The sequence below is a fragment of the Pseudomonas sp. DL genome (assembly GCF_047199225.1).
Taxonomy (GTDB): Bacteria; Pseudomonadota; Gammaproteobacteria; order Pseudomonadales; family Pseudomonadaceae; genus Pseudomonas; species Pseudomonas aeruginosa.
In genome coordinates, this window is record NZ_CP178323.1 from 3571337 (window position 1) to 3583821 (window position 12485).

At 65.9% G+C, this 12485-nt stretch carries 11 protein-coding genes; 7 read left to right on the forward strand and 4 right to left on the reverse strand.

The window, feature by feature from the left end; genetic code table 11:
• Window position 1 precedes the first annotated feature (1 nt).
• Window positions 2-1171 carry an MFS transporter gene (locus ACI766_RS16490; RefSeq protein ID WP_003113605.1) on the forward strand — a complete coding sequence of 390 codons (1170 nt, stop codon included), beginning with the start codon at window positions 2-4 and terminating at the stop codon, window positions 1169-1171.
• A 58-nt stretch (window positions 1172-1229) separates the two neighbouring features.
• Here the strand turns inward: ACI766_RS16490 and nfuA are convergent, their stop codons facing one another.
• Together nfuA and ACI766_RS16500 are read right to left on the reverse strand one after the other, a co-directional pair.
• Window positions 1230-1814 (reverse strand): Fe-S biogenesis protein NfuA, encoded by a 585-nt coding sequence (nfuA, locus tag ACI766_RS16495; RefSeq protein ID WP_003088034.1) that lies wholly within the window; start codon window positions 1812-1814, stop codon window positions 1230-1232.
• Window positions 1815-1936: 122 nt separating this feature from the next.
• On the reverse strand, window positions 1937-4225 hold the full coding sequence (locus tag ACI766_RS16500; RefSeq protein ID WP_023464640.1) for a fatty acid cis/trans isomerase: 2289 nt from the start codon (window positions 4223-4225) through the stop codon (window positions 1937-1939).
• Window positions 4226-4586: 361 nt separating this feature from the next.
• Between ACI766_RS16500 and tsi1 the strand changes: the two genes are divergently transcribed.
• The 4 genes from tsi1 (at window position 4587) to ACI766_RS16520 (ending at window position 9966) form a co-directional block, all read left to right on the forward strand.
• Window positions 4587-5105 carry a type IV secretion system immunity protein Tsi1 gene (gene tsi1, locus ACI766_RS16505; RefSeq protein ID WP_003132761.1) on the forward strand — a complete coding sequence of 173 codons (519 nt, stop codon included), beginning with the start codon at window positions 4587-4589 and terminating at the stop codon, window positions 5103-5105.
• A gap of 41 nt (window positions 5106-5146) precedes the next feature.
• Entirely contained in the window at window positions 5147-5611 is a 465-nt protein-coding gene (tse1, locus tag ACI766_RS16510) for a type VI secretion system effector peptidoglycanhydrolase Tse1 (protein WP_087823716.1), read from the forward strand.
• A gap of 273 nt (window positions 5612-5884) precedes the next feature.
• Window positions 5885-9589 carry a methionine synthase gene (gene metH, locus ACI766_RS16515; protein WP_003088025.1) on the forward strand — a complete coding sequence of 1235 codons (3705 nt, stop codon included), beginning with the start codon at window positions 5885-5887 and terminating at the stop codon, window positions 9587-9589.
• A 14-nt stretch (window positions 9590-9603) separates the two neighbouring features.
• Window positions 9604-9966 carry a YggL family protein gene (locus ACI766_RS16520; protein WP_003098191.1) on the forward strand — a complete coding sequence of 121 codons (363 nt, stop codon included), beginning with the start codon at window positions 9604-9606 and terminating at the stop codon, window positions 9964-9966.
• A gap of 51 nt (window positions 9967-10017) precedes the next feature.
• On the opposite strand, the gene ACI766_RS16525 is transcribed toward ACI766_RS16520, so the two are convergent.
• Together ACI766_RS16525 and ACI766_RS16530 are read right to left on the reverse strand one after the other, a co-directional pair.
• The gene (locus tag ACI766_RS16525) at window positions 10018-10515 is read right to left on the reverse strand and encodes a prolyl-tRNA synthetase associated domain-containing protein (RefSeq protein ID WP_003144704.1); all 498 of its coding nucleotides are present in this window, start codon (window positions 10513-10515) and stop codon (window positions 10018-10020) included.
• A gap of 13 nt (window positions 10516-10528) precedes the next feature.
• Window positions 10529-10891: a DUF1883 domain-containing protein gene (locus ACI766_RS16530; RefSeq protein ID WP_003122824.1), complete on the reverse strand. Its 363-nt coding sequence runs from the start codon at window positions 10889-10891 to the stop codon at window positions 10529-10531.
• Between the two features lie 37 nt (window positions 10892-10928).
• Here ACI766_RS16530 and ACI766_RS16535 point away from each other — a divergent pair, with 37 nt between their 5' ends.
• Window positions 10929-11969: an RNA methyltransferase gene (locus ACI766_RS16535; protein WP_003161610.1), complete on the forward strand. Its 1041-nt coding sequence runs from the start codon at window positions 10929-10931 to the stop codon at window positions 11967-11969.
• Between the two features lie 64 nt (window positions 11970-12033).
• Window positions 12034-12261, forward strand: a complete 228-nt coding sequence (locus ACI766_RS16540) for a DUF2970 domain-containing protein (protein WP_003098182.1) — start codon at window positions 12034-12036, stop codon at window positions 12259-12261.
• The last annotated feature ends 224 nt before the right edge of the window (window positions 12262-12485 follow it).

Consider the following 12485-nt stretch of genomic DNA (forward strand, 5'->3'; position numbering starts at 1 on the left):
CATGCTGCTACGCAACCCGACCCTGCTCCTGCTGTTCTGCGGCCAGGCCCTGTACTGGTCCTGCTCGCTGATCGGCATAACCCTGACCGCCCTGGTCGGCGTCCAGCTGGCGCCGTTGAACAGCCTGGCTACCCTGCCCCTGGCCCTGCTGGTGCTGGGCAACCTGCTGGCGGTGCAGCCGTTGTCGCACTTCATGCAGCGCCACGGCCGACGTCCCGGGCTGATGCTCGGCGCCGGCGGCGGCGTGCTCGGCGGCCTGGTCTGCGCCGCCGGTGTCTGGACTGGCGATTTCCTCTGGTTCTGTCTCGGCGCGCTGGGCATCGGGGTCTACCAGGCCTCGGCCATGTACTACCGGTTCGCCGCGCTGGAGGCGGTGGATGCCGGGCGGAAAGGCCGCGCCAGCGCCTACGTGCTCGCCGGCGGAGTACTCGCCGCGCTGCTGGCGCCGAGCCTGGCGCTGTGGTCGCGCAACGCGCTGGCCCAGCCCTTCGTCGGCGCCTATCTGCTGATCGCCGTGCTGGCCCTCGCCGGCCTGCTGCTGATGGCTCTGCTCCGCGAAGGCCAGGCGCCACGCCCGGCACGACTCGCCTGGCGCGACATAGGCGGCCTGTTGCGGCGGCCGGTGGTCCGCGCGGCCATCGCCTGCACCGCGACCGGACACGGGTTGATGATCCTGATCATGAACGCCACGCCGCTGGCCATGAGCTTCTGCGGCCTGCCGCTGGAACAGTCGAGTCGGGTCATCCAGTGGCACGTGCTGGGAATGTTCCTTCCGGCGTTCTTCGCCGGACCGCTGGTCGACCGCATCGGCAACCGTCGCGTCGCCCTGCTCGGCGCGTTCCTGCTCGCCGCAAGTGCCGGCATCGCCCTGGACGGGCAGTCGGTCACGCATTTCCTGCTCAGTTCGCTGGCCCTGGGCAGCGGCTGGAACCTGATGCTCATCGCCGGCACCACCCTGCTCGGCGAGGGCCACGCCGAAAGCGAGCGCGGCGCCGCGCAAGGATTGATGGAGCAAGGCAACAGCCTGGTGGCGGCGCTGATGTCGTTCGGCTCCGGCGCCCTGATCACCAGCCTTGGCTGGAACGCGGTGAACCTGCTGGTCTGGCCGGCGCTGCTGGTGGCGCTGGCACTGCTCTGGCCGGTACGGCGAACGCGGACGCTGTCGCGCTGAAACGCCGGCAACGAAAAAGGCGACCTTGCGGTCGCCTCTTCTGCCTTACGGAAACGCCTCAGTAGTAGGCGTTCTCCTTGTTGCTGTGGTCGGTCACGTCGCGCACGCCCTTCAGTTCGGGAATACGCTCGATCAGGGTCTTCTCGACGCCATCCTTGAGGGTCATGTCGACCATCCCGCAGCCCTGACAACCGCCGCCGAAACGCAACACGGCGATGTTGTCCTCGACCACGTCGACCAGGCTCACCTGTCCGCCGTGGCTGGCCAGCCCGGGATTGATCTCGGTCTGCAGGTAGTAGTTGATGCGTTCGGTGATCGGGCTGTCCTCGTTGACCATCGGCACCTTGGCGTTCGGCGCCTTGATGGTCAGCTGGCCGCCCATGCGGTCGGTGGCGTAGTCCACCACCGCATCTTCGAGGAAGGGCTCGCTGACCGCATCGATCCAGGCAGTGAAGTCCTTCAGGGCGATGGCGGTGTCCTCGACCTTTTCCTCGCCCGGCTTGCAGTAGGCGATGCAGGTTTCCGCGTACTGGGTACCCGGCTGGGTGATGAAGATACGAATGCCGATACCCGGGGTGCTCTGCTTCTCCAGCAACTCGGCCAGATACGCTTGGGCAGCTTCGGTAATGGTGATGGCGCTCATGGCAACTCCTCGCAAATATGCCGACAGTTTACGCCAATCGGTACTTGCGGATAAAGCCCTAGTAAATTAGTAGGAATAATTCGCGATAACCGACCCGCCCCTTGTGGAGCGGGTCGCGAGACTCAGAGGTTCTCGTAGCGGTTCATGTCCAGTGCGCCCGCCTCGACCGGCTCGGTTTCGCGGATGTACGCCTCGAGATCGTGGAAGTAGCTCCAGAACTGCGGATTGCTGCGGCGCACGCCCCAGCGTTCGACCACCTTGTCGAAGTCCTCGCCGCTCTTCGCCGCCTCCAGGGCGCCGACGAAGGCCTCGGCATCCGTCGCCGGCAGATCGAACATGAAGTTCGGGTAGCTGGACAGCACGCCCGGGTAGATCGTCAGGGTGTCCAGGCCCGGCTGGTAGCGCAGCGACTCGCCGAGCATGAAGGCGACATTGCTGTGCGCGCGGTTGCGCAGCACGGTATAGACCTCGCGCTTGCCGCTGGACGTACGTATCCGCAGCATGGTCGCCTCGGGGAAGCGCTCGATGACCTTGAGGCCGGCCGCCGGCCGGCTCACCAGGCGACTGAAGGCCTGCTCGGCGTCCTGCAGTTCGCGGTCGATGCCCGGTCGATAGCAGTTGCCGTCCAGGCAGCGGTTGATCGGGTCGGGACGCGCATTGAGGTCGCCGTAGCGACGCAGCAGTTCTTCGGCGAAGGCCTTCTTCGGCTGCTTCTCCGGCAATCCCAGCGCGCTCGGCGTGTCGTCGTCGAAGGCCTGGTAGTCCATCCACATCTTCAGCTTGCCGCTGTTCTGGTACCAGTCGTCGAGCAACGGCTGGCGCGCGTCGACCGGCATCAGGCGGAGGAAGTTCTGCTCGGCGCCGTTGCGGATCAGGTCGAAGTACAGCCGCGTCTGCGCCTGGTGCGAGACGTTGCCGAAGACATCGAAGTTCACCACCAGCCCGTAGTAGGTTCGCTCGAACAGCGGGTAGTCCATCAGCCACAGGGTCTGCGGTACCTCGCCAAGCAGGCCCTTGCGCACCGAGGCGCTGTCGAACTGGCGGAAGATGCTCAGCAGGGCGTTGTCGTTGCCGTGCCAGATCGTGTTCCAGGTCGGCGGCGGCGCGTCGGCGTAGACGTCCTGGCGCAGGTCTTCGTACTCGTTGCGCTTGTCCCGGTAGGCGCTCCACAGGCCGAGCAGGTTCTTCAGCTCGTCGATCTGCCCCGGCAAGGCCAGCAGCGGCTCGCTCTGCGCGCGGAAGTTGGCGTCGGTGACGAACAGGTCCTGCTCGGGGTCCTGGAATACCACCCAGAAGTTGTCGCGGATCACGTCGGTGGCGATCTGTCCACGGCACACCGGCCCGCGGATGAAGGTACGGGTGAAGTATTCGGCGTTGTCCAGCATGAACTGGTAGCGCGCCCGTGGCGGGATCGCGGCGAAGGTGGCGAACGGGTTGGCACGGCTCTGCACGCCGTAGCCGGGAACCTTGTCGGTGTTCCACTGGGTGCCGAAGAACAGCTCCTGGACGCGTTCCAGCTTCTTCGCCGTCAGCGGATAGGTGATGTGCGTCTTGTGTACGATCACGCCCTGGATCGGCCAGAGGCGGTAATAGAAGCTGTTGCCCGGATCGTCGTTGGGACGCCGGGTCGGGATCGGGTCGATCGGCTGGCCGCTGGGCGTGCGCGAACGCACCAGCTGGAAGAAGTGGCCGGGCGCGCCCTGCTCCGGGAAATACAGGTGCGCCAGGAACAGGTGCTCGTAGAGCCAGCGCGAGACCAGGCTCTGCTTGGCCCCAGGCTGGTTGAGGAAACGCTCCCAGCTGGCCACCTGGCGCGCCTCGGCGGCGGTCGGCCGCAACGGCTGCTGGTCGACCGGGGCGCCCGCGGCCAGCCACTTCTGCAAGGTGGCGTATTCGTCGTCGCTCAGCCCGGCCACCGCGAAAGGCATGCCGGAACCTGGGTTCTTGCGGATGAACGCATCGATGCTGGCCGGCGTCGGGCACTGGTTGGCGCGGTTGATCGAAATGTCCAGGCCTTCGGGGATCTTCGCATTCGGCTGCAACGGCTGGCTGTGGCCAAGCTCGAGCATCCGCGCCATCAGTGCGGCCTGGCCGTCCTGCGGTTCGAGCACCGACCAGAAGTCCTTGCGCCGCCAGGCGTCGGCACCGTGCGCATCGAGGTACAGGCGGGTGGTTTCCTGCGCCTTGGTCCGAGTGCCGTCGTAGACCGGCAGCTGGTTGGCGCCGCGCTGCGCGCCCTCGGCGCTGCTCAGGTTGAGCTGGCAGGGCGAATCGTAGCAGGCGTGGCAGGCGACGCACTTGGCGGTAAAGATCGGCTGGACGTCACGGCTATAGGAAATTTCAGCAGCGGAAACAGACTGGATAAAAGACGACAAAACGAAGGCCAACCCAACCAACGGTCTTGGCAACATGAACCACTCCTCACTCGGCGACGGGCGATTCTAGCAAACCCGCCTCTCTACGCCGCACTTTCACAACGGCGGGCGAACGCGCCCCGGACATGAGCCGCCATTTCGCCAGCATTCCACCGGCTTCGGCCGCCACGTATGCTAGCCGGGCTCCCAGGCCCGCCCTGGCGATCAAGGACGATGACTTCGAGGAAACAGGGATATGTTTCGACTCGCCGCGCCCCATCCGCGCCGGTTCGCGTGCGCCCCACGTCCCCTCTTCGCCGCTTTCCGCCTGCTGTCGCCAGGCGGCGCTTCCGTTCGCGCCCGGCGCGGCCTGGTCCATCCTTTCGCCGCCCTGGCGGCCCAACGGAGAACCCGCCCCATGAAACTGCTCGCCGGCAGCTTCGCCGCTCTCTTCCTGAGCCTTTCGGCCCAGGCGGCGGACTGTACTTTCACCCAGCTGGAAATCGTGCCCCAGTTCGGCTCGCCGAACATGTTCGGCGGCGAGGACGAGCACGTCCGCGTGATGTTCAGCAACGAGGATCCCAACGACGACAACCCCGATGCCTTTCCCGAACCGCCGGTCTACCTGGCCGACCGCGACAGCGGCAACGATTGCCGCATAGAGGACGGCGGCATCTGGTCGCGCGGCGGCGTGTTCCTGAGCCAGGACGGCCGGCGCGTGCTGATGCATGAATTCAGCGGCTCCAGCGCCGAGCTGGTGTCCTACGACAGCGCCACCTGCAAGGTGGTGCACCGCGAGGACATCTCCGGCCAGCGCTGGGCGGTGGACAAGGACGGGCTGCGCCTGGGTGAGAAATGCTCGGGCGAATCCGTCGACAGCTGCGCGAAGATCGTGAAGCGTTCGCTCGCGCCGTTCTGCCAGACCGCAAAGAAATGATCCGGGCCGGAGCGCCCCTTATCGACACGCATAGGTGATACATGGACAGTCTCGATCAATGCATCGTCAACGCCTGCAAGAACAGCTGGGACAAGAGCTACCTGGCCGGCACCCCGAACAAGGACAACTGTTCCGGCTTCGTCCAGTCGGTGGCCGCCGAGCTGGGCGTACCGATGCCCCGCGGCAACGCCAACGCCATGGTCGACGGCCTGGAGCAGAGCTGGACCAAGCTCGCCTCCGGCGCCGAGGCCGCGCAGAAGGCGGCCCAGGGCTTCCTGGTGATCGCCGGCCTGAAGGGCCGCACCTACAGGCACGTCGCGGTGGTCATCAGCGGTCCGCTGTATCGGCAGAAGTACCCGATGTGCTGGTGCGGCAGCATCGCCGGCGCGGTCGGCCAGAGCCAGGGCCTGAAGTCGGTCGGCCAGGTATGGAATCGCACCGACCGCGACCGCCTCAACTACTACGTCTACTCCCTGGCCAGTTGCAGCCTGCCCAGGGCCAGTTGATTCAGGCCGTGCTGCGAATGAGCCAGACTCATTCGCAGCACGATTCCCACGAGCATCCCGACTCCACTCGCCCGCCCCTTCGCCGCCCGCCTGCGCACTCCGACCTCCGCATTCCGCCCGTATGCTGCGACAAAACGGCGCCAGGGGCTTTTCCGGCCCGCGGATGAACATCTTTCAACTTGAATGAAATTCATGGTCCAGCCACCCCCGGTCGGAAAGCCCCTGCCTTTGTTATGCTTTTCACCTTTCCGCCCACTGACGCCAGGTCCATCCATGTCCAGCCCGCTCACCGATCGCAGCGCCCGCCTGCAAGCCCTCCAGCACGCCCTCAGGGAACGTATCCTGATCCTCGATGGCGGCATGGGCACCATGATCCAGAGCTACAAGCTGGAAGAGGCCGACTACCGCGGCGAGCGCTTCGCCGACTGGCCGAGCGACGTGAAAGGCAACAACGACCTCTTGCTGCTGAGCCGCCCGGACGTGATCCAGGCCATCGAGAAGGCCTACCTCGACGCCGGCGCCGACATCCTCGAGACCAATACCTTCAACGCCACCCAGGTGTCCCAGGCCGACTACGGCATGCAGTCGCTGGCCTACGAACTCAACGTCGAAGGGGCGCGCCTGGCTCGCCAGGTGGCGGACGCGAAGACCGCCGAGACCCCGGACAAGCCGCGCTTCGTCGCCGGCGTGCTCGGCCCGACCAGCCGCACCTGCTCGATTTCCCCGGACGTGAACAACCCCGGCTACCGCAACGTCACCTTCGACGAACTGGTGGAGAACTACGTCGAGGCGACCCGCGGCCTGATCGAAGGCGGCGCCGACCTGATCCTGATCGAGACCATCTTCGACACCCTGAACGCCAAGGCGGCGATCTTCGCCGTCCAGGGCGTGTTCGAGGAACTCGGCGTGGAGCTGCCGATCATGATCTCCGGAACCATCACCGACGCCTCCGGCCGCACCCTGTCGGGCCAGACCACCGAGGCCTTCTGGAACTCGGTGCGGCATGCCCGGCCGATCTCGGTAGGCCTGAACTGCGCCCTCGGCGCCAAGGAATTGCGGCCGTACATCGAGGAACTGTCGACCAAGGCCGACACTCATGTCTCGGCCCACCCCAACGCCGGCCTGCCGAACGCCTTCGGCGAATACGACGAATCGCCGGCGGAAATGGCCGTGGTGGTCGAGGAATTCGCCGCCGCCGGCTTCCTCAATATCGTCGGCGGCTGCTGCGGCACCACCCCGGCGCACATCGAGGCGATCGCCAAGGCAGTGGCCAAGTACCCGCCGCGGGCCATCCCGGAGATTCCCCGGGCCTGTCGCCTGTCCGGCCTGGAGCCGTTCACCATCGACCGCAGCTCGCTGTTCGTCAACGTCGGCGAGCGCACCAACATCACCGGTTCGGCCAAGTTCGCCCGGCTGATCCGCGAGGAAAACTACGCGGAAGCTCTCGAGGTCGCCCAGCAGCAGGTGGAAGCCGGCGCCCAGGTGATCGACATCAACATGGACGAAGGCATGCTGGACTCGAAGGCGGCCATGGTCACCTTCCTCAACCTGATCGCCTCCGAGCCCGACATCTCGCGCGTGCCGATCATGATCGACTCCTCCAAGTGGGAAGTGATCGAGGCCGGCCTGAAGTGCATCCAGGGCAAGGGCATCGTCAACTCGATCTCGATGAAGGAAGGCGTCGAGGCCTTCAAGCACCATGCCCGCCTGTGCAAGCGCTACGGCGCCGCGGTGGTGGTGATGGCCTTCGACGAGGACGGCCAGGCCGACACCCAGGCGCGCAAGGAAGAAATCTGCAAGCGCTCCTACGACATCCTGGTCGACGAAGTCGGCTTCCCACCGGAAGACATCATCTTCGATGCGAACATCTTCGCCATCGCCACCGGCATCGAGGAACACAACAACTACGCGGTCGATTTCATCAACGCCTGCGCCTACATCCGCGACCACCTGCCCTACGCCCTGAGCTCGGGCGGGGTGTCCAACGTGTCCTTCTCGTTCCGCGGCAACAACCCGGTACGCGAGGCGATCCACTCGGTGTTCCTCTACTACGCGATCCGCAACGGCCTGACCATGGGCATCGTCAACGCCGGCCAGCTGGAAATCTACGACGAGATTCCGAAAGCGCTGCGCGACCGGGTCGAGGACGTGGTGCTCAACCGCACGCCCGAGGCCACCGAGGCCCTGCTGGCGATCGCCGACGACTACAAGGGCGGCGGCGCGGTCAAGGAGGCCGAGGACGAGGAATGGCGCAGCTACAGTGTCGAGAAGCGCCTCGAGCATGCGCTGGTCAAGGGCATCACCACCTGGATCGTCGAGGACACCGAGGAATGCCGCCAGCAGTGTGCGCGTCCCATCGAGGTCATCGAAGGTCCGCTGATGTCCGGGATGAACGTGGTCGGCGACCTGTTCGGCGCCGGCAAGATGTTCCTCCCGCAGGTGGTCAAGTCCGCGCGAGTGATGAAGCAGGCGGTGGCCCACCTGATTCCCTTCATCGAGGCGGAGAAAGGCGACAAGCCGGAAGCCAAGGGCAAGATCCTGATGGCCACGGTGAAGGGCGACGTGCACGACATCGGCAAGAACATCGTCGGCGTGGTGCTCGGCTGCAACGGCTATGACGTGGTCGACCTCGGCGTGATGGTGCCGGCGGAGAAGATCCTGCAGACCGCCATCGCCGAGAAATGCGACATCATCGGCCTGTCTGGCCTGATCACGCCGTCGCTGGACGAGATGGTCCACGTCGCCAAGGAAATGCAGCGGCAGAATTTCCAGTTGCCGCTGATGATCGGCGGCGCCACTACCTCGAAGGCGCATACCGCGGTGAAGATCGATCCGCAGTACAGCAACGACGCGGTGGTCTACGTCACCGACGCCTCGCGCGCGGTAGGCGTGGCCACCAGCCTGCTGTCCAAGGAGCTGAAGGCCGACTACGTGGCCCGCACCCGCGCCGACTACGCGGTGGTCCGCGAACGCACGGCCAACCGCAGCGCCCGCACCGAGCGGCTGAGCTACGAACAGGCGATCGCCAACAAGCCGGCGTTCGACTGGGCCGGCTACCAGGCGCCGACGCCTTCCTTCACCGGCGTCAGGGTGCTCGACGAGATCGACCTCGCGGTGCTCGCCGAGTACATCGACTGGACGCCGTTCTTCATTTCCTGGGACCTGGCCGGCAAGTACCCGCGCATCCTCACCGACGAGGTGGTCGGCGAGGCCGCCACCTCGTTGTTCAACGACGCCCAGGCGATGCTGAAGAAGCTGATCGACGAGAAGCTGATCAAGGCCCGCGCGGTGTTCGGCTTCTGGCCGGCCAACCAGGTCGAGCACGACGACCTGGAGGTCTACGGCGCCGATGGCGAGACCCTCGCCACCCTGCACCACCTGCGGCAGCAGACGATCAAGCCGGACGGCAAGCCGAACCTGTCGCTGGCCGATTTCGTCGCGCCGAAGGAAAGCGGCGTGCGCGACTACATCGGCGGCTTCATCACCACCGCCGGGATCGGCGCCGAGGAAGTGGCCAAGGCGTACGAAGCCAAGGGCGACGACTACAACAGCATCATGGTCAAGGCGCTCGCCGACCGCCTCGCCGAAGCCTGCGCCGAGTGGCTGCACGAGCGGGTGCGCAAGGAGTACTGGGGCTACGCCCGCGACGAACACCTCGACAACGAGGCCTTGATCAAGGAGCAATACGTCGGCATCCGCCCGGCACCGGGCTACCCGGCCTGCCCCGACCATACCGAGAAAGGCACTCTGTTCGAACTGCTCGATCCGCAGGGCCTGTCCGGCGTCAGCCTGACCGAGCACTACGCGATGTTCCCGGCCGCGGCGGTCAGCGGTTGGTATTTCGCCCACCCGCAGGCGCAGTACTTCGCGGTCGGCAAGATCGACAAGGACCAGGTGGAACGCTACAGCCAGCGCAAGGGCCAGGAAGCCAGCGTCAGCGAGCGCTGGCTGGCGCCGAACCTTGGCTACGATGACTGACCAGGAAGGCGACGATGAAATTCCTCACTCCCGAGCAGATGGAAAAGCCGCGCAAGCGCCGCCTGCGCAAGAAACTGCGCCTGGGCGAGTTCCAGGAGTTCGGCTTCAGCTTCGAACTGACCTACGACCGCAACGCCCTCTCCCACGACGATGCGCTGGACCATCTGATCGACTTCGTCGAGGCCCAGGGCTGGGTGTTCGGCGGTGGCGGCTCGCCGGAACAGGCGGAGATCAGCGGCTACCTGTGCCTGGCGCGGGTCGGCAGCCTGGACGAGGCGGACCGGGAAAGCGCCCGTCTGTGGCTGGAAGCCCAACCCTGGTGCAAGACCTTCGAGGTCGGCCCGTTGAGCGACTGCTGGCACAACTTCTTCGAGTGAAACCGGCGCCGGCATGACCTGGCCTGGCGCCGGCAGGCGCGAAGCTGCGACCTACGCCCGGATCAGGCGCGGTTCATGCCCCGTGTGGGCGAGGAAAGCCAGCAGGTCTGCGTAGCGGATGCACTCGGTGGCGGTATTCACCAACGGGTGGAAACCGAGCAACTGGTCCTGGCGGATGGCATCGTCGAGCAACACCTCGACCCTGTGCTGCGGATCGTTGACCAGCGCGAAAGGCGTCACGCAGCCCAGTTCGACGCCGAGGTATTCGCGCAGGCGCTCGACCGAGGCGAACGACAGGCGGCTTTCGCCGATCTGTTCAGCGATGCCCGGCAGGTCGGCCTCCTTGCGCTCGTCGAGCAGCACCAGGTAGTGGCGAGTACCCTTGCGGTTGCGCAGGAACAGGTTCTTGATGCCCTGGTCGGGCAATTCGATGCCCTGCGCGTAATATTCCTCGATGGAGGCGATCGCGGGATGCTCGACCCGCTGGCTGTCGATGGCCAGCTCGCGGAGCAACGCCAGAAGCGCCTGCTCGTCCATTTTCGCACTCATGGGACGCGCGCCCTCAGGTGAACTGCGAACCGGAACGGCGCACGAACTTGATCGACCACTTGAAGTTCGGCTTGCGCGTCACGCTGATCGGGCGCCGGGTCACGGTATCGATGGTGATGTTCCAGAACCCGGTGCTGGGCACCTTGATCTTCGCCGGGAAGCGGTCGAAGGCGCCGCCATGGTAGCTATGCCGCCCGCCATTCTTGAAACTGCGGAAATTGGCGTCGTTCATCAGGCGGATATTGCATTGCTGCGAGCACTCGATGACCACGATGTCGTCTTCGTTGAGGTGTTCGCGCTGGTGGACGAATTTCATGGAACGGTTCCGTTGCTGCGGTGGAGCGGAGCGCAACGATAGCACGTCGGCGCCGGCCATACCGCCTCATGACGGGCAATGGTAGGATGCGCGCCCCATGCGTAGCCAAGACCTCCACCAGCGCCTCGCCGATCTCGGCGCCAAGCCCCTGCATTGCGGGAGGATCGTCCGCGCCTGGCTGCAGGGCCGCGCCCTCGATGCCTGCACCGCCCGCCAGCGGGCCGAGGACTTCCTGCCGCTGGGCGTACGCCATGGTCTGCCCCAGGTAGCAGCGGAACTGGAAGGCATCGCCCGCCTGCACAGCGAGCATCCGGCGAGCGACGGCTCGTCGCGCCTGCTGGTGGAACTGGCCGACCGGCAGATGGTGGAAAGCGTGCTGCTGCCGCGCGGTGGGCTGTGCGTCTCGACCCAGGTCGGCTGCGCGGTCGGCTGCGTGTTCTGCATGACCGGCCGCAGCGGCCTGCTGCGCCAGGTCGGCAGCCTGGAGATGGTCGCCCAGGTGGTCCTGGCGCGCCGTCGGCGAGCGGTGAAGAAAGTGGTGTTCATGGGCATGGGCGAGCCGGCGCACAACCTCGACAACGTCCTCGAAGCCATCGACCTGCTCGGCACCGATGGCGGCATCGGCCACAAGAACCTGGTGTTCTCCACCGTCGGCGATCCCCGCGTGTTCGAGCGCCTGCCCCGGCAACGGGTGAAGCCCGCCCTCGCCCTGTCCCTGCACAGCACCCGCGCCGAACTGCGCCGGCAACTGTTGCCCAAGGCGCCGCCGCTGAGCCCGGAAGAACTGGTGGAAGCCGGCGAGGCCTACGCCCGCCGGGTCGACTATCCGATCCAGTACCAATGGACCCTGCTCGAAGGGATCAACGACAGCCTGGAGGAAATGGACGGCATCCTGCGCCTGCTCAAGGGCCGCTTCGCGGTGATGAACCTGATCCCCTACAACAGCATGGACGGCGACGCCTACCGGCGCCCGAGCGGGGAGCGGATCGTCGAGCTGGTGCGCTACCTGCACAGCCGCGGCGTGCTGACCAAGGTGCGCAACTCGGCCGGCCAGGACATCGACGGCGGCTGCGGGCAACTGCGCGCCAGGGCCACGCAGGCCACGGTGGAACGGCGCATCCCCGCCCGCCAGGCCTGAAGCCACCCTCCTCCCGCCAAGGGTCTAGACTCTCAGGGCAGGTATGGAAAAGGGAGGACCACCGATGGGTATCGAGACGGAAGAACCGAACCAGAAGCCGCCGACCTTCTGGCAGATGCTGCATAGCGTGATGGCTGCCGCCTTCGGCGTACAGAGCGGGCGAAACCGCGCCCGCGACTTCACCCACGGCAAGCCCGTGCACTTCATCATGCTGGGCCTGCTCTTCACCCTGGTGTTCGTGCTGTTGCTGGCCGGGATCGTGAAACTGGTGCTGAGCCTCAGCGGCCTGTGACCTCTGCGCCGCCGAGGCGGGCTTTCACTGGTGGCTGACCCAGAACACCGCGGTAGCCACCACCAGCAGGATCAGGACGAAGGCCGCGCGGGCGTCGACCACGCTGTCGCGGTTTTCCTGGGTTTTGCTCGGCTCGCTCATGACTCCCCCTGTTTCTTGTGGGTATCGGGACGAAGACATCGAAAGGCACTCTCCAGTTAAGACCAGCGCCGCCCATCGCTCAA